20 protein-coding genes are annotated in these 22,853 nt (G+C 39.3%); 13 read left to right on the plus strand and 7 right to left on the minus strand.

The window, feature by feature from the left end; all coding sequences use genetic code 11:
* Window positions 1-169: 169 nt before the first annotated feature.
* Window positions 170-1,483, plus strand: a complete 1,314-nt coding sequence (locus A6E06_RS14950; protein WP_065592231.1) for an efflux RND transporter periplasmic adaptor subunit — start codon at window positions 170-172, stop codon at window positions 1,481-1,483.
* The gene (locus tag A6E06_RS14955; RefSeq protein WP_065592230.1) at window positions 1,480-4,584 is read left to right on the plus strand and encodes an efflux RND transporter permease subunit; all 3,105 of its coding nucleotides are present in this window, start codon (window positions 1,480-1,482) and stop codon (window positions 4,582-4,584) included. Before A6E06_RS14950 ends, A6E06_RS14955 begins: the two co-directional genes overlap by 4 nt.
* Before the next feature lie 13 nt (window positions 4,585-4,597).
* Here A6E06_RS14955 and A6E06_RS14960 read toward each other — a convergent pair whose 3' ends face one another.
* Entirely contained in the window at window positions 4,598-5,323 is a 726-nt protein-coding gene (locus tag A6E06_RS14960; RefSeq protein WP_255310679.1) for a YdiY family protein, read from the minus strand.
* Between the two features lie 459 nt (window positions 5,324-5,782).
* Between A6E06_RS14960 and A6E06_RS14965 the strand changes: the two genes are divergently transcribed.
* From A6E06_RS14965 to pgi, 4 genes are all read left to right on the plus strand, one after another.
* Window positions 5,783-7,180, plus strand: a complete 1,398-nt coding sequence (locus A6E06_RS14965) for a replicative DNA helicase (RefSeq protein WP_065592228.1) — start codon at window positions 5,783-5,785, stop codon at window positions 7,178-7,180.
* Between the two features lie 9 nt (window positions 7,181-7,189).
* Window positions 7,190-8,272 carry an alanine racemase gene (alr, locus tag A6E06_RS14970; protein ID WP_065592227.1) on the plus strand — a complete coding sequence of 361 codons (1,083 nt, stop codon included), beginning with the start codon at window positions 7,190-7,192 and terminating at the stop codon, window positions 8,270-8,272.
* A gap of 11 nt (window positions 8,273-8,283) precedes the next feature.
* Window positions 8,284-9,507 carry a hypothetical protein gene (locus A6E06_RS14975; protein ID WP_176703515.1) on the plus strand — a complete coding sequence of 408 codons (1,224 nt, stop codon included), beginning with the start codon at window positions 8,284-8,286 and terminating at the stop codon, window positions 9,505-9,507.
* Between the two features lie 220 nt (window positions 9,508-9,727).
* Window positions 9,728-11,380: a glucose-6-phosphate isomerase gene (pgi, locus tag A6E06_RS14980; RefSeq protein WP_065592225.1), complete on the plus strand. Its 1,653-nt coding sequence runs from the start codon at window positions 9,728-9,730 to the stop codon at window positions 11,378-11,380.
* A gap of 272 nt (window positions 11,381-11,652) precedes the next feature.
* Here the strand turns inward: pgi and A6E06_RS14985 are convergent, their stop codons facing one another.
* Window positions 11,653-12,114: a chemotaxis protein CheX gene (locus A6E06_RS14985; RefSeq protein WP_065592224.1), complete on the minus strand. Its 462-nt coding sequence runs from the start codon at window positions 12,112-12,114 to the stop codon at window positions 11,653-11,655.
* Window positions 12,115-12,133: 19 nt separating this feature from the next.
* The gene (gene zur / locus A6E06_RS14990) at window positions 12,134-12,583 is read right to left on the minus strand and encodes a zinc uptake transcriptional repressor Zur (RefSeq protein ID WP_065592223.1); all 450 of its coding nucleotides are present in this window, start codon (window positions 12,581-12,583) and stop codon (window positions 12,134-12,136) included.
* Window positions 12,584-12,761: 178 nt separating this feature from the next.
* Here zur and dusA point away from each other — a divergent pair, with 178 nt between their 5' ends.
* The 6 genes from dusA (at window position 12,762) to A6E06_RS15020 (ending at window position 19,370) form a co-directional block, all read left to right on the plus strand.
* Entirely contained in the window at window positions 12,762-13,748 is a 987-nt protein-coding gene (gene dusA / locus A6E06_RS14995; protein WP_065592222.1) for a tRNA dihydrouridine(20/20a) synthase DusA, read from the plus strand.
* A 113-nt stretch (window positions 13,749-13,861) separates the two neighbouring features.
* Entirely contained in the window at window positions 13,862-14,557 is a 696-nt protein-coding gene (locus A6E06_RS15000; protein ID WP_065592221.1) for a TIGR04219 family outer membrane beta-barrel protein, read from the plus strand.
* A gap of 144 nt (window positions 14,558-14,701) precedes the next feature.
* Window positions 14,702-14,932, plus strand: coding sequence for a hypothetical protein (locus A6E06_RS15005; protein WP_065592220.1), 231 nt, complete (start codon window positions 14,702-14,704; stop codon window positions 14,930-14,932).
* A 133-nt stretch (window positions 14,933-15,065) separates the two neighbouring features.
* Complete coding sequence (locus A6E06_RS15010; protein WP_065592219.1) at window positions 15,066-16,886, plus strand: assimilatory sulfite reductase (NADPH) flavoprotein subunit; 1,821 nt, start codon at window positions 15,066-15,068, stop codon at window positions 16,884-16,886.
* Window positions 16,886-18,616 (plus strand): assimilatory sulfite reductase (NADPH) hemoprotein subunit, encoded by a 1,731-nt coding sequence (cysI, locus tag A6E06_RS15015; protein WP_065592218.1) that lies wholly within the window; start codon window positions 16,886-16,888, stop codon window positions 18,614-18,616. The genes A6E06_RS15010 and cysI overlap by 1 nt, the downstream gene beginning before the upstream one ends.
* Window positions 18,609-19,370 (plus strand): phosphoadenylyl-sulfate reductase, encoded by a 762-nt coding sequence (locus A6E06_RS15020; protein ID WP_065592217.1) that lies wholly within the window; start codon window positions 18,609-18,611, stop codon window positions 19,368-19,370. Before cysI ends, A6E06_RS15020 begins: the two co-directional genes overlap by 8 nt.
* A gap of 73 nt (window positions 19,371-19,443) precedes the next feature.
* On the opposite strand, the gene A6E06_RS15025 is transcribed toward A6E06_RS15020, so the two are convergent.
* Window positions 19,444-19,908: a DUF2780 domain-containing protein gene (locus A6E06_RS15025; RefSeq protein ID WP_065592216.1), complete on the minus strand. Its 465-nt coding sequence runs from the start codon at window positions 19,906-19,908 to the stop codon at window positions 19,444-19,446.
* Window positions 19,909-20,031: 123 nt separating this feature from the next.
* On the minus strand, window positions 20,032-20,652 hold the full coding sequence (locus A6E06_RS15030; protein ID WP_065592215.1) for an FKBP-type peptidyl-prolyl cis-trans isomerase: 621 nt from the start codon (window positions 20,650-20,652) through the stop codon (window positions 20,032-20,034).
* A gap of 139 nt (window positions 20,653-20,791) precedes the next feature.
* On the opposite strand from A6E06_RS15030, the gene A6E06_RS15035 reads away from it, so the two are divergent.
* Window positions 20,792-21,460: a LysM-like peptidoglycan-binding domain-containing protein gene (locus A6E06_RS15035; RefSeq protein WP_065592214.1), complete on the plus strand. Its 669-nt coding sequence runs from the start codon at window positions 20,792-20,794 to the stop codon at window positions 21,458-21,460.
* 25 nt (window positions 21,461-21,485) lie between these two features.
* On the opposite strand, the gene A6E06_RS15040 is transcribed toward A6E06_RS15035, so the two are convergent.
* Window positions 21,486-22,334, minus strand: coding sequence for a DMT family transporter (locus A6E06_RS15040; RefSeq protein ID WP_065592275.1), 849 nt, complete (start codon window positions 22,332-22,334; stop codon window positions 21,486-21,488).
* Between the two features lie 19 nt (window positions 22,335-22,353).
* On the minus strand, window positions 22,354-22,806 hold the full coding sequence (locus A6E06_RS15045; protein WP_065592213.1) for a GNAT family N-acetyltransferase: 453 nt from the start codon (window positions 22,804-22,806) through the stop codon (window positions 22,354-22,356).
* Between the last annotated feature and the right edge of the window lie 47 nt (window positions 22,807-22,853).

Consider the following 22,853-nt stretch of genomic DNA (forward strand, 5'->3'; position numbering starts at 1 on the left):
TTTACCTTATATGAATGTTTTTTGGGTTAAATGTTAAAAAAGAGAGATAAAACGATTGCGTGGGTGTGTTTTTATACAAAGTAGGCGTATTTTTAATTCTTAATAGTACAATTAAAAAATATCTAGCTTTATCTGGCATGGCGTTTAGCAAATAGAAGAGATGCACATAATGAAAATAAACAAAAAATACCTCTTTTTCCCTGTTGTTGCGTTAGGGGTAATAACGCTTATTATCGTGACTAAATTACGTCCTTCAGCAGAAATTAAGCCACCTGAAGATCGTTCAAAGATGGTCAATGTTCAAGTGTTAGAACCTGAATCAATAGCCCCTCAAGTGATTGGTTTTGGTAAAATAAAGCCTAAATTTGAATGGAAAGCGATTGCAGAAGTATCGGGTAAAGTGGTTTATCGTCATCCTGAGCTAAACAAAGGTAACATCTTGTTAGCGGGAACAGAGGTTTTACGTATAGATCCACTTGATTATGAATTAAAGCTTGCTCAGGCTGAAGCTGATTTAGGGTCAAGTCAAACCCAGTTAGCAAAAGTGGATTTAGAAGAAAAAAATATCCGAAATACGTTAAAAATTGAAAAGAATCGTTTAACGATCAGTAAAAAAGAATTGAGTCGTAAAGTAAATCTACAGAAAAAAGGGCTAACTTCTCAATCGGATTTAGATCAACAGAACCAATCTTATTTAGCGCAACAAAAAGTCGTTCAAGATATTCAAAACCAAATATTATTATTGCCAGATGAAAGAAAAGTAGCTGCGGCAATGGTTAAAGTAAATCAAGCTAAATTAAAAGAAGCACAGCGTTCTTTAGAAAAAACGTCGATTATATTACCAACGGATGTGCGTATTTCTGAGGTGGATATTGAAGCGGATCAAGTGGTTAATCTACAGCAAACCATGTTCATCGCCCATGGCATTAAAACAATGGAAATGGAAGCACAGGTATCGATTCATGATATGCAAACTTTAGCGCAAAGCTTTCGTGTATTTCAGTCTAATGAACAAGGGATGCCAAATATTGATTCATTACCCCTTCAAGCGATAGTGCAGTTGAGCAGTGGCCGTTTTAATGCCCAGTGGCAAGCTCAAGTTGAGCGTATCAGTGAAACTGTCGATCCAAATCAGGCCACTGTTGGTGTGATTTTAGAGATCGAACAAGACTATAAAATGCTCAAACCAAATTCATTACCTCCGTTGGTTAATGGCATGTTTGTCAAAGCGTTGATTGAAGGAGAGGCCTCACTGCAATGGGTGATCCCAGAAAGTGCTCTTCATGGCGATAAGATTTACTTATTAAATGAAAACAGTCAGTTAATTATTCTTCCTGTAAAAATAGACTTTAGAAGAGATAATCAAGTGGTCATTTCTGGTGACCTTAATCAAGGTGATTTATTGATCTTAAATGATCTTCTTCCTGCTATTAATGGCATGCAACTGCGTTCAGTCGTTCCTAAGAAGGAGCCAGTGGAATGATTAAGTTTTTTGCAAGACACCCAACGGCCGCCAATTTATTAATGCTCTCTATATTGCTGCTTGGTTTAGTGTCGCTATCTCAATTAAAGCGTGAAACGTTTCCTGAATTTAGCCCGCCTTATATTTTGGCTGGTGTCGTTTATCCTGGTGCGTCGCCACAAGAAGTGGAAGAGAGCATTTGTGTTCGGATGGAGGACGCCGTTGATGGCCTAGGAAATATAGAAGAAACAAAATGTGAGGCCATTGAAGGTTCTGCTCGTTTAGTTATTAAGCTGAATGAAAAAGCAGATATAGGACGAATGCTGGTTGATGTTCAAACTCAAATTGATTCGATTAATGATTTCCCTAAAGAGATAGAATCTCCGGTAGTTCAAGAGCTAGATTGGAATGAACCAGTGGTGGATGTGGCAATTACGGCTGATACCACATGGCCAGAGTTGAAGGCGTATGCTGAAAAATTGAAACAAAGTTTAAAGCTTGATTATGATGTTTCTTTGGTTGAAGTTAGTGGGTTTTCTGATCATCAATACCGTGTTGAATTAAATGAAAGTGCGATTCGTCAGCTTGGCTTAAATGTTGGAGATATTGCGAATAAACTGGCTGAACAAAATGTAAAATTACCGAGTGGAAACATTGAAACCCCAGAGAAAAACTTTTTAATTCGTTTCGATGAAAGAAAAACAACACCTCAAGAATTAGCAAAAACGGTGATGGGGGCGTCGGATAATGGTGCATTGATCCGTTTAGATGATATTGCCACGATAACCGATCGCTTTGAGCTTGATGAACAAAAAGTATTGTTTGATGGTAAGCCGTCAGCCTTACTTAAGATCAGTAAAAATAAAGAAGAAGACGCTTTGCGCATTAAAGATCGTGTGACTGAGTTTGTTCAATATCAGCAGTCCATCGCTCCTGATGGTGTTTCATTAGAAATGACGAATGATCTTTCTTCTTTATTATGGGATCGATTAACCATGATGGTAAAAAATGGTTGGCAAGGGATCATTCTTGTATTTTTAACCATGTGGCTATTTTTTACTTTCCGTTACTCTTTTTGGGTTGCTGCAGGTTTGCCGGTTGCGTTTCTTGGTGGCTTATTTTTAATGGCGAGTTTAGGGCTTTCTATTAATATTATGTCACTCGTCGCCCTGTTGATGGCAATAGGGATCATGATGGATGATGCCATTGTAATTGCAGAATCGATTGCCTCACATTTAGATCGGGGACAAGAGATAGATGATGCGGTGTATAACGGCGTCAAAAAAGTATTTCCCGGCGTATTGTCTTCTTTCTTAACGACAGTGTGTATTTTTGGTAGCTTGATGTTTCTACAAGGAGAAATGGGGGCGGTACTGAAGGTTATTCCTCAAGTGCTTATTCTTGTATTAACTCTGAGCCTAATTGAAGCATTTTTAATTCTTCCAAATCATTTAAGCCACTCTTTACATAAAGCGAAAAAAGATAAGCCAATTACTGGTTTTAAAAAGAAAGTGTTAGATCGTTTTGAACACTTTAGAAATGTCACTTTAGTGAAAGCAGTAACCAAGGTAGTAGAGTGGCGTTACGCTTTTTTAGGTGCCGTGATTGCCAGTTTATTGATTTCTTTTTCACTCATTTCTGGTGGCGCGCTTAAGTTTGTCGGTTTTCCTGAATTAGATGGTGATATTGCAGAAGCTCGAATTATCCTACCACCTGGAACATCACTTTCTCAGACTGAAATTGTAGTAGATAAAATTGTCTTTGCGGCAGAGAAACTAAATAAAGAATGGAGTGAAAAGAACGAAGAGGGTCGCCAACTTGTTGAGCATATCACTCAGCAATTTAATACTAATGCAGACGCGAGTGAATCAGGTCCTCACTTGGCGACCATTCGTTTAGATTTATTAGGGGCAGAAAAACGAAATACACTCATTGATGATTTTATTGATGCGTGGCGTGCAGAAGTTGGAGAGTTAGCAGACCCAATAACCATGGTTTATAAACAACCGACGATGGGGCCGGGTGGTAGAGCGATTGAAATTCGCATGATGGATGATGATTTACATACGTTAAAGTCTGCCTCCTTAGAAGTACAAGCTTATCTCAATGAATTTTCAGGGGTTTATGGTGTTCTTGATGATATGCGAATGGGCAAGGAAGAAGTGCTTGTGAAGCTTCGCCCGGGGGCTGAAACCTATGGAGTTACAGGCCAATTGGTTGCTAATCAATTACGCGCTGCTTACTTTGGACAAACGGCTGATGAGATCCAACTTGGTGTTGAAAATATTGAAATTGAAGTGCGTTTAAATAAAGAACAAGCGGGTAATTTGCATACTCTGGAAAACTTTCCAATCATTTTACCTACTGGAGGCCAAATACCTTTAGCCTCTGTTGCAACATTAGATTTTCAGCGTAATTATGTTCGAATTCAACGTATTAATGGATTAAGAACCTTAAGTGTCTTCGGTGATGTTCATGCATCACAAGTGAGTTCGACCGAAGTGTTAAATCAATTTAGAAAAGAGCTTGCTCCTGAACTTCAGAAAAAATACCCAAGCTTACGTTTTGATTTTGAAGGGGAAGCGAAAGATACCGCAGAAACAGGACAATCAATGGGCACGGGATTCATGCTGGGTTTATTTGGTGTCTTTGTTATCTTGAGTTTTCAATTTAGAAGTTACCTTGAACCTTTTGTGGTTATGCTTGCGATTCCACTAGCCTTGATAGGTGTCCTATGGGGGCATGTATTATTAAACCATCCATTAAGTATGCCGAGTATTATGGGATTTGTTTCTTTGGCGGGCATCGTGGTCAATGATTCAATTTTATTAGTGCAATACATTCGACATCATGTTGATGATGGAGATTCGGTGTATGAATCTGTTGTGAAAGCGAGCCAAGAAAGGTTTAGAGCGGTATTTTTGACATCAATTACTACTGCTGCTGGGTTGTTGCCTTTATTACTTGAAACCAGTTTACAAGCTCAGGTTATTCAGCCACTCGTCGTTTCTATTGTATTTGGTATTTTTACATCAACGCTATTAGTACTCTTCATGATCCCAGCGGCTTACGCCATATTAGCTGATTTTGGCTTAGTTAAGAAACATGAAGAACTGCACTAATAAAAGATAACGCTTAAAATAAAAAGAGCAAATTAACCGAAAATACAGAATCGGTTTTACTTAGCCCTGGAGGTACACGATCCAAATATTCTTGAGATTGTGCTATTTTCAGGGCAATTTCTTCCGTAATATTATTGGTGATACTGACTTCAGAATCGACACGAGTGTTACTTTTACCGCTAATTACGGTGATGTCAGAAGCTAAGGTAATAACATCCATCGGTTTCCATGATAATGTCATGTTTGTTCGTATGATTGCTTCGGCGACCGTTTCTGGAAAGATAAGGTCATCATCATCAATTTCATCTAAATTTGGGTTTTGATAACGGTAACCAGGACCTAATTCTAATTCTAATACTAAGGTTTCAGTGTTGCTTGCTTGATAACCGACACCACCTGAAAACGTATAATCTTTAAAATAGGCACTGTATTTGGTTTCTAAACCTTTAAAGTTGGCATAAAGGTAATAATCTGGGCTTATTTTATAGTCACTTTGTAGGTTAAGGCTTAATTGGTCTTTATCTGTTTCGCCATCGTCTTTTGATAGGTAATACTTTACTTCACCGGTGTGACGATGCTGTCCAGAAGTATAACTCGCTTCTAAACGACCATTAAGAGATTGTGAATCATCATTCCCTTTACTTGATTGATAACCAAATTCAACTTGGCTTTCCCATGGTGAAGGAGGTGCAGTATCGACTTCTTCCGAACTTACTTCACTTGGTTTTATCTTGGTGATGGCTTTTGTTTCAATAATTAATTGGTCAGAGTCTAGTTCGCAATCATCTTTTGATAGGTAATATTTTACATTATCAGTATGACTTGTTTGCCCAGAGGCATAGACAGGTTCTAGCTTACAATCTAGTGTCGTTGAATTATGACTGTCATTATCAAATTCGTTTTGTTTTTTTTCTGATGGGGGAAGTTGCGTATCAGCATCTTTTTTTTCTATCTCACTTGCATGAACAGATGCACTGATTGCGATAAGCCCTGTAAGTAAAACTTTTTTTAACACGTATTAATCTCAGAAAGAATAAAGAGGACTAGATAGTATAGATGTTTTCTTCGATTGAAGCGTTAAATTTGAGTCAAAATCTTTATTTTGCGAAAGGTTATCAGGAGATAGGCGGATAGTTATTTCATCCCTATTTCTTTTCGTTATAATGTAGAGCTAAATTTAGGATGGTGAAAAGCAGTAATGGTCGATAATCGAAATCAAAACCGTAAACACGACGCTCAAGTTGATGCGTTAAAAGTACCGCCACATTCATTAGAGGCAGAGCAATCTGTACTTGGTGGTTTACTGCTTGATAATGAACGTTGGGATACCGTTGCAGAAAAAGTAGTGGCGGGTGATTTCTATAGCCGACCACATCGATTGATTTTTGAATCAGTTAAATCCATCTTAGAAAATAGTAATCCATTGGATTTGATCACTCTTTCTGAGCACCTTGAACGTCATGAAAGATTAGACTCTGTCGGTGGCTTTGCCTATCTTGCTGATTTAGTAAAAAACACCCCAAGTGCTGCTAACATTAATGCGTATGCCGATATTGTTCGTGAACGTGCGATGGTTCGTAACTTGATTGGTGTAGCCAATGAAATTGCTGACGCGGGTTATGATCCTCAAGGTCGTACTTCTGAAGATTTACTGGATATGGCCGAAAGTAAGGTTTTTGCTATTGCAGAAGCGCGTACGACAGAAAATGAAGGCCCACAGACGGTCGATACCATTCTTGAGAGAACCTTAGAGCGTATTGAGCTTTTATACCAAACACCACAAGATGGTGTGACAGGTGTTTCGACAGGGTTTACTGATCTCAATAAGAAAACCGCAGGTCTTCAAGGGTCTGATTTAATTATTGTTGCAGCGCGTCCATCGATGGGTAAAACCACCTTTGCGATGAACTTATGTGAAAATGCCGCAATGGATCAAGATAAGCCAGTATTGATTTTCTCGCTAGAGATGCCAGCCGAGCAACTAATGATGCGTATGTTGGCTTCAATGTCTCGTGTGGACCAAACTAAAATCCGTACCGGCCAATTAGACGATGAAGACTGGGCGCGTATTTCATCGACAATGGGTATTTTGACTCAAAAGAAAAATATGTATATCGATGATAGTTCTGGGTTAACACCAACAGAGCTACGTTCTCGTGCTCGTCGAGTTGCACGTGAATCGGGTGGGTTAAGTATGATCATGATAGATTACCTTCAACTAATGCGAGTTCCTGGAATGCAGGACAACCGTACTCAAGAAATTTCAGAAATTTCACGATCATTGAAAGCGCTAGCGAAAGAATTAAACGTTCCTGTTGTCGCACTGTCTCAACTTAACCGTTCCCTAGAGCAACGAGCAGATAAACGACCAATTAACTCAGATCTTCGTGAATCAGGTGCTATCGAGCAAGATGCCGATCTAATCATGTTTATTTACCGTGATGAGGTTTATAACCCTGAAAGTAACCGTAAAGGCATTGCAGAAATTATCCTAGGTAAGCAGCGTAACGGTCCTATCGGTTCGGTAAGTTTGACGTTCCAAGGGCAATTCTCACGCTTTGATAATTACGCAGGCCCTGCGTTTGATGACGAATAAGGCAATAATATGAGCTACATGAAAGCGGCGGCTGCCCAAGTTGATATGTCAGCTTTAGCGCATAATTTGCAAAAGATTAAACAACAAGCTCCAAACAGTAAGCTTCTTGCTGTAGTAAAAGCCAATGGTTATGGCCATGGGCTACTAAATATAGCAAAAGGGGCGCAAGGCGCTGATGCTTTTGGTGTTGCTCGTATTGAAGAGGCTTTACAGCTTCGTGCTGGTGGTATTGTTAAGCAAGTATTGTTACTTGAAGGTTTTTATTCTGCTTGTGATTTGCCTATTTTGGTCGCAAATAACATTCAAACAGCGGTACATTGCAAAGAGCAATTAGAAGCACTCGAAGGCGCTGAACTTGAAGGCTCAGTTGTTGTTTGGCTAAAAGTGGATTCAGGCATGCATCGTTTAGGTATTCGCCCTGAAGAATATCAAGAGTATGTTGACCGTTTGCACGCATGTAAAAACGTAGCTAAACCATTACGTTACATGAGCCATTTTGGTTGTGCTGATGAGCTTGATAATCCAACAACCAATAAGCAAATTGATACTTTCATGTCATTAACGGATGGTTGCCAAGGTGAGCGTTCATTGGCGGCATCTGCTGGATTATTAGCGTGGCCTGATAGTCAATTAGATTGGGTTAGACCAGGTATCATTATGTATGGTGTATCTCCTTTTTCTAATCAATCAGCACAAGAGTTAGGTTATTTACCTACGATGACCCTAACCTCTCATTTGATTGCCGTTCGTGATGTAAAAGCGGGTGAAAGTGTCGGTTATGGTGCGATGTGGACGAGTGAGCGAGACACTAAAATTGGAGTTATCGCTATTGGCTATGGGGATGGTTACCCAATAGCAGCACCTAATGGAACTCCTGTCTTAGTCAATGGTCGTAAAGTTTCAATCGCAGGTCGTGTGTCTATGGATATGCTGACGGTTGATCTAGGTCCGGAAGCAAAAGATAAAGTGGGCGATGAAGCCGTTTTGTGGGGGCGAGATCTTCCTGCTGAAGAAGTCGCTGAACACATCGGAACTATTGCTTATGAGTTAGTGACAAAACTAACATCACGAGTACAGATGCTATACATTTAATGAGATCTATCTTGAATTCATTTCTTTTTAAAAGCGCTACTGGTTTGGCGCTTTTTCTTATTTTACCTTTTTATTTTTTAAGCAATGCATTTGCTGAAGAGGGTATTTGGCCAACGTCATTACCTGAAACGTCGGCTGTTCCTTTTATGTTTTCGTCTGAGAGCTTGGGGACTACAGTAGGCGCCGCTGCTGTGATGAAGGGGGTAGGTCAACCTCAAGCGACATTATTTGCAGCGGGACTCTATTCCAATAAGGGGTCTTACATGACGTACTTATCTGCGAATAACTTTCAAATCGGTCATTCATGGTTGGTGGGAGCCAGTGCTTATAATGCCAACTTCAAAGACATGGATTATCATCTTGGAGCAGCCGGTAGTAACAGTTCTTCTGTTAATGATGAAGTTTTTACTGATGGTGTTGAATCACAATATCACCTCACGGCTAATTATATTCTTCCGATCGGTAATGCAAAAAAGATCGGTGCAAAAGCGGCTTATATGCCTAACCGAGAAGTGAAAAACTATAACCCATTAGAAAGTGGCGTTTCGAGTATTGAGCTGAGTCCTTTTTATTATTCTCGTGTTTTATCCGATGTTGCAGGGTGGGATGAGCCCGATGCTAATTGGGGCATGAAGGTAAATTTTGATTGGGATAACCGAAATAGTGTAAGAAACACGACTCACGGCTCGCGCACCGAATTAGATTTTGCCTATTCACCAGAAACCAGTGAACAAGAAGAGTGGTGGACATGGGAGTTTCAACAAAGTGCTTTCTTTGATTTAGGTAGCTTGGGGAATGTGATAAATAAACAGGTTCTGGCCTTTGATTTTTATATCGCGGATACACCAAGTTGGCAATCTGATTCGCATCAACCTCCAGAATATGCAGGGATAAAACTAGGGGGGATTTATCGTCTACGTAGCTACGGTGGTGGACGGTTCCATGGCCGCTCAGCTATTAATTACTCCGCGGAATACCGAGTTATGCCTGATTGGCAACCCTTAGAAGATTGGCCTATTTTTAATCTTTATGATGTACCTTGGTGGCAATGGGTCGCATTTGTTGATGTAGGGCGGGTTGCTGATGAGTTTTCACTGTCTACATTACATGAGGATATGAAGTGGAGTGCAGGTGGTGCAATTCGTTTTCAAGTTGAAGGTATTGTTGTCCGTACTGAAATGTCGAAAGGAAGTGAAGAAAGTGTCTTTCGAGTTATGATTAATCAGCCATTCTAATCGATTAATTACGAGAAAAATGACTTGAGTACTAGAGTTCTGTAATTTTGATAGTGATAATGTTCACTTATAGAAGTTTTAATGTGACCTAACTCAAAAAGGGTGAGCGTAGTTTTGGTCATAATATATAAAGTTCACCATATTTTTTAGATTCGTATAAACGGGGCGTTCAGAAATTTATTTTTGAGCCAACAAACCTACTACACGGGATATTTTTACCATGTTAAAAAACATCAACCCAACAGAAACTCAAGCTTGGGCAGACTTAACTGCACATTTTGAAACCGCACAAAACATGAATTTGTCAGATTTGTTTGCTGCGGATGCTCAACGTTTTGATAAATTTTCAACAACGTTTGGTCAAGATATCTTAGTGGATTTCTCTAAGAACTTAGTAACAGAAGAAACAATGAAGCATTTGTTCTCTTTGGCTGAGCAAACTGAATTATCAGAAGCAATTAACGCGATGTTCAGTGGTGAAAAAATCAATAAAACTGAAGGTCGTTCAGTACTTCATACAGCACTACGCAATCGCAGTAACACGCCAGTGATTGTTGATGGTGAAGATGTAATGCCTGCGATTAATGCCGTACTAGAGAAAATGAAAGGTTTCACTGAGCGTTTAATTTCTGGTGAGTGGAAAGGTTATACTGGTAAAGAAATTACAGATATCGTAAACATCGGTATCGGTGGTTCAGACCTTGGTCCTTACATGGTATCTGAAGCACTTGCACCATACAAAACACGCCTAAATATGCATTTTGTTTCAAACGTAGATGGCACACACATTGTTGAAACATTGAAGCCATTAAATCCAGAAACGACGTTGTTCTTAATCGCATCGAAAACATTCACGACTCAAGAAACAATGACGAATGCACACAGTGCGCGTGATTGGTTCCTAGCTGAAGCTGGCGATCAAGCACACGTGGCTAAGCATTTTGCTGCACTATCAACGAATGCAGAATCAGTGTCTGAGTTTGGTATCGATACTGATAACATGTTTGAATTCTGGGATTGGGTTGGTGGTCGTTATTCTCTATGGTCAGCAATCGGTCTTTCAATTGCACTAGCGGTTGGTTTTGATAACTTTGTTGAGCTTCTTGAAGGCGCTCATGAAGTGGATAACCATTTTGCTAATACGGATCTTGAAAACAATGTTCCAGTTATTCTGGCACTAATTGGCCTATGGTATAACAACTTCCACGGTGCAGAATCAGAATCAATTCTTCCATACGACCAGTATCTACACCGTTTTGCTGCGTACTTCCAACAAGGTAACATGGAATCAAATGGTAAATGTGTAGACCGTAACGGTAACCCTGTTGATTACCAAACGGGTCCAATCATTTGGGGCGAACCAGGCACAAATGGTCAACACGCGTTTTACCAATTGATCCACCAAGGTACAAAATTAATTCCTTGTGACTTTATTGCACCTGCAATCAGCCACAACCAAGTGGGTGATCACCATCAAAAACTAATGTCTAACTTCTTTGCACAAACAGAAGCGTTAGCATTTGGTAAAACAGAAGAGACGGTTCGTGCAGAATTTGCAGCGGCTGGTAAAACAGAAGCAGAAATGGCTGAGTTGGTTGCATTTAAAGTATTTGCTGGTAACCGCCCAACAAACTCTATCTTAGTTAAACAAGTAACGCCTAAAACATTGGGTAACTTGATTGCAATGTACGAACACAAAATTTTTGTACAAGGTGTGATTTGGAATATCTTCAGCTTTGACCAATGGGGTGTAGAACTAGGTAAGCAACTGGCTAACCAAATTCTTCCTGAACTGGCTGACGATAAAGCGGTAACGTCTCACGACAGTTCAACAAACGGCTTAATCAACGCATTTAAAGCATACAAAGCTTAATCGTTAAGTTATAAAATTTATTAATTAAAAGAGCTGACTTCGGTCGGCTCTTTTTGTATTTATACCAATCCACATAAATATTTGATCATTCTTGCTTGTTAAAATCGATTTTTCTTACGCAATTATCTGATCAACTACTTATCCGGATTGGTATTATTTATCGATATTACAGGCAATAAAAAAGGCTGATACTTAAATATCAACCTCTATCATTTCCTGAATCCTTTAGTTCTTGCTTTTGCTCTTATAGAAGCGCAGCGTTCTAGTTTCTGCTATTCAAAACAGATCTCAATAAACGCATTACCCCACTCGGAAGTAAAAGGCATGATAATGATAGCACCTTCGCATTTATGAGTGATCGTATGGCCTTTACCTGAAACAACCATAGGCGTTGCCATATTGAATTCAAAACCACGTTCAGAAAGAATACGTTTTGCACCACCAGTAACCATGTTAGTGATTTCACCCACCATGTCCGTCACTTCTTCATTGATGCTGTTTGGGCGTTCACCCAACATATTTTGCATAATTTGCAATGCAAGTTGTTCATCAAAAGTAATAGACATAGATCCTTTACTTTGAGGAGCAATCATACCTATGAGACCAGAGACATCACCACGAGCAATTTCATCTTTTTTAATACGAGGCTTTTGAGGTTTTAAGTCCATTGAAGCCATCGTTTTAAGTACATTCATTAGTGAAGCTAAGAATGGGTTTATAAATTCAGCACGCATCGTAGGTAGTGTCCTTTAATTAATTTTTATTATTGTGGTCTAAACAAGCCTTGCAGGTACCATGAGTTTCAACAATGTGGTTTTCAACTGAAAACCCAATCTGTTCAGCATGCTTTGTTAGCTGCTCTGTAATTTTTATATCATGGAATTCAACAACATCATCGCAAGTACGACAGATAAAAAGTTGTGAAAAATGAGCATGTTCGCCAATAACACAACAAGAAATATAGCTATTTATTGATTCGACCTTATGAACAAACCCTTGAGTCACTAAAAAATCTAAAGCACGATAAATAGTGGGTGGTTTTGCCTGAGGCTCTATTTTTTTTAATTGCTCTAAAAGATCATAAGCACTAACTGCACCATGATGGGTAACAATAAGCTCTAAAACAGTGAGTCGTTGCGGCGTTAATCTAACACCACGTTGTTGGCATAACAGCTCAACTTTTTCTTTTTGAGAACTATTCAAGGTTAACGTGTCTTATTTATGAACAAGTTGGAAGTTTATCATAAATATTTTAATTTCACTATTTAGAGAATTATTGACTGTTTAAGTTTATCTGGGATGAGAAAAATAAGTAATAGATTGGCTGCTTGTGTTCTGATTATGTTAGAATTGAGGCCTTGATCACTGAAAGAAATTACCTATGAGCTCTTATCCATTACAACGCTTCTCTGTTGCTCCAATGCTTGATTGGACCGATCGTCATTGCCGCTATTTTCATCGCCAATTATCAGAGAATGCTCTGTTATATTCAGAGATGATTACGACGGGTGCTATTATTCATGGGAAAGGAGACTTTCTTGCTTTCAATGACGAAGAGCATCCACTGGCATTGCAATTAGGGGGATCAAACGCGAAAGATTTAGCTCATTGTGCGAAATTAGCAGCTGATCGCGGTTACGATGAGATTAACTTAAATGTTGGTTGTCCGTCAGATCGAGTTCAAAATGGTCGTTTTGGTGCTTGCTTAATGTCAGAGCCAGAATTGGTTGCTGAATGCATTGCAGAAATGAAATCGGTTGTTGATATTCCAGTAACAGTGAAGACTCGCATAGGTATTGATGATCAAGATAGCTATGAGTTTTTAACTCGCTTTGTATCTACTGTTCATGAAAAAGGCGGTTGTGATCAATTTACCATCCATGCGCGTAAAGCGTGGCTGAGTGGATTAAGTCCTAAAGAAAACCGTGAGATCCCACCGCTTGATTACCCTCGAGCGTATCAAATTAAGAAAGATTTCCCTCAACTGATCATTGCTGTGAATGGTGGAATTAAAACACTTGAAGAAGCAAAAGAACATTTAGCGCATTTAGATGGAGTGATGATTGGTCGTGAAGCGTATCAGAGCCCATACTTATTAGCAGAAGTAGACCAACAATTATTTGGTAGTGATAAACCAATTAAAAAACGTCGTGAAATTGTTGAATCGATGTATCCGTACATTGAGCGTCAATTAGAAAATGGCGCACATTTAGGCCATATCACGCGTCATATGTTGGGTTTATTCCAAAGCATGCCAGGTGCAAGACAATGGCGTCGTTATATCAGTGAAAATGCGCATAAACCAGGTTCAGGTATTGAAGTGGTTGAAGCTGCTTTAGCTAAGATCCCTGCTGAATTAGACGTATAAAGTTTATACGATAGTTAATAGATTCGTGATATAAAAAAGAAGAGTACATAAATAAACCAAATCGTTTATTATGACCGAATATGAACAAATAGCGTCGCAAATGGAGACTACGCATGAACAAATTATCCCTCAGTACTGTTGTTGCTTCTGCTGCTTTACTATTGGCAGTACCTGCACATTCAGAAGAGAAGGAATTTACTACTAAGGTTGAAATTGATGCGTGGTTCCCTGATGCAAAAGTTGGATCTAAAGATAATGCGGTTCGTGAAAATGACGTAAATGCTTCGCAAGCATTCTCTATTGCATTTGAGCACCCATACCCAATCTTACCGAATGTAAAAGTGCGTTACACCCCAGTTAAATCGGATCGTTTTGAATATGATCAAATCGATTACACTGGTTACTACAAATTATTAGACACTAATGGTCTTCAGTTTGATGTAGGTTTAACGTTAACGCAGTTTGCTAATGGTGAATTTAATAAAGGTGGCTCTGTTGATCCAGCTCAACCAGCAGATCAAAGCTTTAGTGAAACGGCAATGAACATGTATGCTGATGCGTCACTGCATATCCCAAACACAAACTTCCATATTTTTGGTCAGTATGATTTTGGTAGCAGCAGTGATACTCGAACGATGGATGGCCAAGCAGGAGTTAAATATATTCTTCCTGTGGATGCTGTTGATGTTGAGTTTAAAATCGGTTATCGCGTAATGGATCATGAGTTTGGTTATTTTGAAGGTTTTGATAGTGACCAAGCGAATGTAATGGTCGATGGTTGGTTTGGTGGTTTGTCATTTGATTTTTAATCAGAGACATCAAGAATATTAAAAATAGCGACTCAAGAGATTGAGTCGCTATTTTTTTATTTTAAATTTGCTCAATTTCAGTTTATTGCCCATGCTTATAGAATGGATATTACTATGATATTCATATTTGGTAAGGATGCAGTTATGACGACATTAAGTGAATTAAAATTGATGTACCAAGAAGATCAATTAGTTGAAGCAGTCATTGAGCCGGTGATAGTTGAAGATTCTTGGATTGTAGAATTTCGCCATGTACGTGGAGGCCTTGTTTTACTTACTGATTTTAAAGGTGGAGAAATGAAATACAGGGATTTAGAGTCTGCCTCAAAAAGTGCATTAGCGGTTGGATTTAATCAAGTCAGGATCAATGATTAATTTATTTTCAACATAAATTACGTAACGCAAACTTTTCTTTCTTCCAAAAAGTTATAAAACATACCTATCTATTCTTTCTTGTTATAGAAAAGAGTCGCTAATCTAATGTGACGCAATGAATAGGGATGTCGTCATGTTATTAAAGGAACTCTCCGCACTCGCTAGCCCACTTAATGACCAACAAATAGGTCAGTTACAGTTAGCGGCTTCTGAATTATCTCCACAACAACTTGCTTGGGTAAGTGGTTATTTTTGGGGTGTCAGCCAAACATCTGGCGCAGCACAACCCATAAGCCAAGCCGCTGCGGCGGTATCAAGCGATCCTGCTGGTAAGTTATCAATTATTTATGCTTCTCAAACTGGCAATGCAAAAGGGGTGGCAGAAGCATTAAAAGCTGAAGCCTCAACAGCAGGTATTAAAGCTGAATTATTTGATGCTAGTGATTATAAAGGTAAAAACCTTGCTAAAGAAACTCATGTAATTATTGTCGCATCGACCAATGGTGAAGGTGAAGCACCTGATAATGCCATTGAGTTACATGAATTTCTTCAATCTAAAAAAGCACCTAAACTTGATAATTTAAAATATGGTGTCATTGGATTAGGTGACTCGAGTTACGAGTTCTTTTGCCAAACGGGTAAAGATTTTGATGCGTACTTAGCTAAGAAAGGGGCTACGCCATTTATTGAACGTATCGATCTCGATGTTGATTATGAAGCTTCAGCAGTTGAATGGCGTAAGCAGGCGTTAGATACAGTCAAAGACGCTCTTTCTGTAAAAACAGAACAAAGTGGACAGGTAGTTCAGTTACCTGTGGGCCAAGCAGCCCATGCAACCACTCAATATTCTAAACAAAATCCATATACCGCGACGTTACTGACAAGCCAAAAAATTACAGGCCGCGATTCAGGTAAAGATGTACGTCATATCGAACTTGACCTTGAAGGGTCAGGTCTTACTTACCAACCTGGTGATGCATTAGGAGTCTGGTTTAAAAACAGTGCTGAACTTGTTTCTGCTATTTTAAAACAAGTTAGATTAACAGGTGAAGAACAAGTTGAAATAGATGGAGAATCAATATCTCTTCAAAAAGCCTTAATTGAAAAATATGAAATCACATCAGCAAATCCACAACAAGTCAGCAAGTTTTCAGAGCTATCAGGCAGTAAAAAGCTAGAGAAGTTGGCACAAGATAAAGATAAGTTGCGCCAATACGCTGGCAATACTCAAGTCATTGATCTGTTATCAGAAAAGAAAACCCAATTAACGGCAGAGCAATTAGTGGGTTTACTGCGTCGTTTAACTCCTCGTTTGTATTCAATAGCTTCAAGCCAAACAGAAGTGGATGAAGAAGTGCATTTAACGGTTGCTGTTGTTGAATACAAACAAGGCGATGACACTCGATTTGGTGGAGCATCTAGTTTTCTATCTCATCGCCTAGAAGAGGGTGACGAAGTAAAAGTATTTATTGAACACAATAATAATTTCAAACTTCCTCAAGATGATAATGCCCCAGTGATCATGATTGGTCCTGGAACGGGTATTGCTCCTTTCCGTTCTTTTGTACAAGAGCGTGACAACCGTGATGCAGAAGGTAAAAACTGGTTATTCTTTGGTGATAGAACCTTCACGCAAGATTTCTTATACCAAGTTGAATGGCAAAAATACCTTAAGTCAGGCGTTGTAAATCAATTGGATGTCGCATTCAGTCGTGACCAACAAGAAAAAGTCTATGTACAGCATCGTATCTTAGAGCATTCAGCACAAGTGTGGCAGTGGCTGCAAGATGGCGCTTATATCTACGTGTGTGGTGATGCAACTAGAATGGCAAAAGATGTACATGACGCGTTAATTACGATTGTTGAGCAGCAAGGTAAAAAGAACAGAGAAGAAGCAGAACAATTTGTAAATGATCTGCGTAAGGCGAAACGTTACCAAAGGGATGTGTACTAATGAGCGAACAAATTGCAGTAAAAACAATCTTATCAGGCACTGATCTAGGCCCATTAGCAGATAACGAGCGTCTAAAACGTGAAAGTAACAACCTTCGAGGTACGATCGTAGAGGATCTTCAAGATCGCATTACGGGTGGCTTTACTAAAGATAACTTTCAATTGATCCGTTTTCACGGCATGTACCAACAAGATGACCGAGATATTCGAGCTGAGCGTGCAAAACAAAAATTAGAACCTCTGCATAACGTGATGCTTCGTGCACGTATGCCGGGTGGAATTATTACCCCAAAACAATGGTTAGCGATTGATAAATTTGCAGAAGAAAATACCTCGTATGGCAGCTTACGTTTAACAACGCGTCAAACCTTTCAATTTCACGGTGTTTTGAAACCAAACATTAAATTAATGCATCAAACATTGAATAGCATTGGCATTGATTCGATTGCAACAGCGGGTGATGTAAACCGAAACGTATTGTGTACGACTAATCCGGTGGAATCGGAGTTACATCAAGAAGCGTATGAATGGGCGAAAAAAATCAGTGAGCATTTATTACCAAAAACGCGTGCTTATGCTGAGATTTGGTTGGATGGTGAAAAATTAGAAACGACTGATGAAGAGCCTATTTTAGGCAGTAATTATCTTCCTCGTAAATTTAAAACGACCGTTGTGATCCCTCCGCAAAATGATGTTGATGTACACGCGAATGATTTGAACTTCATTGCCATTGCTAATAATGGGAAGCTTGTTGGTTTTAATGTTCTTGTGGGTGGTGGCCTTGCGATGACCCATGGTGATACCGCTACTTATCCTCGTAAAGCGGATGATTTTGGTTTTGTGTCACTAGAAAAAACGTTAGACGTAGCTGCTGCGGTGGTGACGACTCAGCGTGATTGGGGTAATCGTTCAAATCGTAAAAATGCAAAAACAAAATACACGTTAGATCGTGTTGGTGTGGATGTCTTTAAAGCGGAAGTCGAAAAACGGGCTGGTATTCAATTTGAAGCAAGCCGCCCTTATGAGTTAACAGAACGTGGTGATCGAATTGGTTGGGTGGATGGCATTGATGGTAAGCACCATCTTGCATTATTCATTGAAAATGGGCGTTTATTAGATTACCCGGGTAAGCCATTAAAAACCGGTGTGGCTGAGATTGCTAAGATCCACCAAGGTGATTTTAGAATGACAGCCAATCAAAACTTAATTGTTGCCGGTGTACCTGCTGAGCAAAAAGATCAGATAGAGCAAATTGCTCGAGAGCATGGCTTAATTGATGATGGGCATTCAGAACAACGTAAAAACTCAATGGCGTGTGTGGCGTTTCCCACTTGTCCATTAGCAATGGCAGAAGCAGAGCGTTTCTTGCCTGAGTTTGTAACTGAAATAGAAGACGTACTAAAAAAACATAAGCTACCAGAAGAAGATAATATTATTTTCCGTGTCACGGGATGCCCTAATGGGTGCGGTCGAGCAATGCTTGCTGAGATTGGTTTAATCGGTAAAGCTCCGGGTCGTTATAATTTCCATCTAGGGGGGAATCGCAGTGGTACTCGTGTTCCTAAAATGTACAAAGAAAATATAACGGATCGCCAAATCTTATCAGAGATTGATGAATTGGTTGGTCGTTGGGCAACTGAGCGTCAAGAGAATGAAGGCTTTGGTGATTTTACCATTCGAGCCGGAATTGTGGATGAAGTGAAAGTATCAAAAAGGGACTTTTATGCCTAAATTGCAATTATCAGAGCTGCTGTCATTACCAAAGGTAGAGCAAATATTACGTTTGTCAGAGGTTAATGCTGAGCTTGAAACACTGACAGCCGCAGAGCGAATTTTATGGGCGTTAGAAAACTTAGAAGGTAAACCTGCGGTTTCTTCTAGTTTTGGAATTCAAGCGGCAGTGATGTTGCAATTAGTCACTGATGCCAAATCGGATACACCTGTTATTTTGACCGATACAGGGTATCTTTTCCCTGAAACTTATCAGTTCATTGATGAATTAACTCAGCGTCTTAATTTGAATCTACAAGTATTTACAGCGGATGAAAGCCCTATGTGGCAAGAAGCGCGTTACGGTAAATTATGGGAACAAGGTGTTGATGGACTTAAACACTATAATCGTTTAAATAAAGTTCAACCGATGAGAAGAGCCTTGGATCAATTAAACGTTAGTATTTGGTTCTCTGGCTTACGTCGTGATCAATCAAGTTCTCGTGCTCATTTACCTATTTTAAGTATTCAAAATGGGGTCTTTAAGTTTTTACCTGTTATCGACTGGAGTAATAAAGAGGTTCATTACTTTTTAGAACAACGAGATTTACCTTATCATCCATTAAAAGAAGAAGGGTATTTATCTGTTGGTGATACGCACACTACTCAGAAATGGGAACCAGGAATGAAAGAAGAAGAGACTCGATTTTTTGGATTAAAGAGAGAGTGTGGATTGCATGAAGATGATGCTGAAACGGGCGGTTCTGGCATTTAAACTATTTTAGGTAGTAAATTAATAAAAAAGACAGCATTTATTGCTGTCTTTTTTTGCATGTATTAAGAATAAATTATTTCCACAATGACGTTAACGAATCTAATAGACCTGAGCTTGCATCTTGAGATGTTAGGTATTGTGTAATTAAAGGAGTGAATTGTGAGATAAGTGCAGGATCTAAACCTAGAGCAGAGAACGCTGCTTTTACACTGTCCATATTAGAAATCATGCTGCCTAATCCGCCAGGGATTGCACCAGTTAAAGAGTCTAGTCCTGGGATCATGCTATTTAGCTCTGAGTTTTCAGAACTAGATAGGCCACTACCTGCCATTGCTAATAATGCACCAGCACCACCAGCGGCTTGATCTGCAGAAATACCAAGATTATCAGTTAACATTCCTACTAATGGGTTAGAGGCGGTAGCTTCTTCTGTTTTTACTTCATCATCGCCACCAAATAGGCTTGATAAGAAAGCATTTGCAGGGGCGGCAGCAGTAAGTGAAAGCGCTAAGGTAGATAGAATTAACGTTTTTTTCATTGTCATTTCCTTTTAACATGTTGGTTTTGTTTTCATAACATTATAGTTAAAGTATGACACAAAAAAAAGCGATGCCTATTGGCATCGCTTTTTAATTTTGTTTTTAATCTTTTTTGAGAAAGATTAAAGGATGTCTAGTAGTTCTACTTCAAATACTAGAGCAGCATATGGAGGGATTGCAGCGCCAGCGCCACGTTCGCCATACGCTAGATCTTGTGGAATAGAAAGTTTCCACTTAGAACCTACAGGCATTAGTTGAAGAGCTTCAACCCAACCAGCAATAACGCCAGTTACTGGGAATTCAGCAGGTTGACCGCGCTCTACAGAGCTGTCAAATACTGTACCGTCAGTTAGCATACCGTGGTAATGAACACGTACTGTTTTATCAGAAGTTGGAATCTCACCAGTACCTGCAGTTAGTACTTCATATTGAAGACCAGATTCAAGTACAGTTACTTCTGAACGAAGAGCGTTATCAGCTAGGAACGCTTCGCCATCAGCAGCAGCAGCTTTAGATGCTTCTGCGCGAGCTTCTTCAGCACGCATGTGAAGTGCTTGAAGCGCTTCATTGATAGCGTCAACTTCGATTTCTGGCATGTCGCCAGTTAGTGAAGTTGCGATGCCTTTAGCGATAGCTGCAACGTTTAGGCCTTCAAGACCAGATTGTGCAAGTTGTTGACCCATTTGAAGGCCAATACCGTAGCTTGCTCTTTGCTCTACTGTTTCTAATTTAACTTCAGACATGCTGTCTCTCTTTCTTTATATGGTATAAACGAAAGACTAAAGGATACAGAGATCTAAGCTTAAGGTAAACTTTTGTACTTCTTTGCACTCTGATATTAGAATAAAACGTGAGCTAACCAGTTTCGCATGAGGCGATGGCATGAATAAAAAAAATAAAATGAACATAAAGCGTTCAGATTTTTCTGAGCAGTTGGCTGTACTTAAGAAAAAGTGTGAACCTCTAACTGAAAACGTGTCACCTTATTGGCAGCGTTTACCTGTCTTTCATCAAAAAGCATTACGTATTTTAGTGCCGGTTACTTTTATTTTATTTTTGCTGCCAAGTGGTGCTAAAGAAGAGGTTGAGAGTATTCAGCCTACGATGATCTCTGCGCCTGAAATGGAGAGGCAAAGTGTCAGTTTGAATCTTGAAGGATTGAGTGAGCAAGAGGATGCACTTCGTAACGCGCCTTCTTCTTATGAAGTAGAACAAGAAAAAGAAACAAGAGAAGCAGATCCAGTAGAGAACACAACGGAAGTGAAAATATCTCAACCCACTCAAAGCGCTGCAAAATGGCATGATTATCAAATTCAAGCCGGTGATACACTTTATCAAGTATTTAGGAAAAATAACCTTCCACTAACCGAATTAAATAAAGTAGTAAAAATAGAAGGGGCAGATAAACCGCTAAGTAACATAAAAAAAGGCCAGCTATTTCGTTTTAAACTTAATCAACAAGGCGAGTTAGATATTCTTCAAATAGAACGAGATAACCAAGCTGTCATGTACTTTAGAATGTCTGATGGTAATTTTGGGCGCAGTAAGTAACGCCCCATTTAACGTTATACAATGATTATCTTTCTCTTATTTTCTTTAACCAAGTTTTAGGCATAAGAGGAAGGATGATGAGTGCAATGCCTGCGATGGTTAATAAATCTGGCACTTCATCAAACCACATCACCCCAAATAGAACGACAAAAATTAATCCTGAATATTCAGCTAACGATATTTGAGTTGCTGGTGCCTTTTTATATGCAATGGTTGCGAGACCATTGTAGCTAATAATAAAGGTAGCACTCAATGCGATCCAAAAAAACGCATTATGAGTTAATGGCTGCCAGTAAAACCAAGCTAAACTTCCCGACACTGGTAGAGATAATAAGGTTGTCCAAAATAGGGTGGTTATCACCGATTGTTCATTCGGTATTTTTCGAACCAAAATATTGTATGACGCTAGAGTCATTGCCGTTCCTAGCGCAAAAATTGCCGCCCAATGAAATTGAGAGGGGCGTAAAATAATAAGAACGCCAATAAATCCAATCACGGTTTGAAGTACTTTTTTAGCTGATGGTCTTTCATTGAGTAACAGCATTGAAAGCGGGATCATTAATAATGGAGCGGTATAAAAAACAGCATTGGCAGTAGCAAGAGATAAATAAGTAATAGAAACGACCATGCAACCACTGCCAATTAAGAGAATATGACCTCTTAATGCGGTTATTTTTGGGTTACTTAACCTTCTTGATGTCGAAGATTGGCGCACCCAAAATGGAAACAGGAGAGTAAGAGAGATTAATTGGCGTAGAAAAATATATTGAAATGGTGAGACGCCACCATCAAGAACTTTTACTGCGACATCAGACAGCGATGCCAATAAATTACCTAATATAAGTAAGGCAATAGCGAGGTTAACTGGCGTCATCATTGGTTTCATTTTAGTACTACTTAGCTAATCGCATATCAACATGAGGAATATCATCCTCAAGATACATATCAGAAATAACGTTAAAACCATGCTTTTGATAAAAGTGGCTTAAATGTTCTTGAGCGCCAATATCAATGGTCTCTCCTGGCCATAATTCCTCGCATAATACGAGAGCTTGTGAGATAAGTTCATGCCCTAAGCCATTGCCTCTGGCTGTTTCTTTTGTTGCTACGCGACCAATACTAGGGTTGGCATAACTCACACCCGCTGGAAGTAGGCGAGCACAAGCGACCATCTCATTATACTGAGTTCCAATTAAATGATAGACGCCTTCATGGCAATCCTTACCATCTAATTCTGGGTATGGACAGGTTTGTTCAACCACAAAGACATCAACTCTTAAACGAAGCAGTTCATACAGTTGCGCAGTAGTTAAGTTATTAAATGGTATTTTTTGCCAATGGGTCATAGAAATTATCGCAATGAAAAAAGAAGATCATCAAGATACCTATTTTC

Source organism: Aliivibrio sp. 1S175, assembly GCF_001690985.1.
In the GTDB taxonomy this organism is placed as follows: domain Bacteria; phylum Pseudomonadota; class Gammaproteobacteria; order Enterobacterales; family Vibrionaceae; genus Aliivibrio.

Coding starts and splice junctions, on each gene's coding strand:
- pgi (WP_065592225.1), top strand. CDS start 9,728: ATGTTAAAAAACATCAACCCAACAGAAACTCAAGCTTGGGCAGACTTA.
- A6E06_RS15045 (WP_065592213.1), bottom strand. CDS start 22,806: ATGACCCATTGGCAAAAAATACCATTTAATAACTTAACTACTGCGCAA.
- A6E06_RS15020 (WP_065592217.1), top strand. CDS start 18,609: ATGCCTAAATTGCAATTATCAGAGCTGCTGTCATTACCAAAGGTAGAG.
- A6E06_RS14985 (WP_065592224.1), bottom strand. CDS start 12,114: ATGCGTGCTGAATTTATAAACCCATTCTTAGCTTCACTAATGAATGTA.
- cysI (WP_065592218.1), top strand. CDS start 16,886: ATGAGCGAACAAATTGCAGTAAAAACAATCTTATCAGGCACTGATCTA.
- A6E06_RS15005 (WP_065592220.1), top strand. CDS start 14,702: ATGACGACATTAAGTGAATTAAAATTGATGTACCAAGAAGATCAATTA.
- A6E06_RS15030 (WP_065592215.1), bottom strand. CDS start 20,652: ATGTCTGAAGTTAAATTAGAAACAGTAGAGCAAAGAGCAAGCTACGGT.
- A6E06_RS15040 (WP_065592275.1), bottom strand. CDS start 22,334: ATGACGCCAGTTAACCTCGCTATTGCCTTACTTATATTAGGTAATTTA.
- A6E06_RS14955 (WP_065592230.1), top strand. CDS start 1,480: ATGATTAAGTTTTTTGCAAGACACCCAACGGCCGCCAATTTATTAATG.
- alr (WP_065592227.1), top strand. CDS start 7,190: ATGAGCTACATGAAAGCGGCGGCTGCCCAAGTTGATATGTCAGCTTTA.
- A6E06_RS14950 (WP_065592231.1), top strand. CDS start 170: ATGAAAATAAACAAAAAATACCTCTTTTTCCCTGTTGTTGCGTTAGGG.
- A6E06_RS14965 (WP_065592228.1), top strand. CDS start 5,783: ATGGTCGATAATCGAAATCAAAACCGTAAACACGACGCTCAAGTTGAT.
- A6E06_RS15035 (WP_065592214.1), top strand. CDS start 20,792: ATGAATAAAAAAAATAAAATGAACATAAAGCGTTCAGATTTTTCTGAG.
- A6E06_RS15010 (WP_065592219.1), top strand. CDS start 15,066: ATGTTATTAAAGGAACTCTCCGCACTCGCTAGCCCACTTAATGACCAA.
- A6E06_RS15000 (WP_065592221.1), top strand. CDS start 13,862: ATGAACAAATTATCCCTCAGTACTGTTGTTGCTTCTGCTGCTTTACTA.
- A6E06_RS15025 (WP_065592216.1), bottom strand. CDS start 19,908: ATGAAAAAAACGTTAATTCTATCTACCTTAGCGCTTTCACTTACTGCT.
- dusA (WP_065592222.1), top strand. CDS start 12,762: ATGAGCTCTTATCCATTACAACGCTTCTCTGTTGCTCCAATGCTTGAT.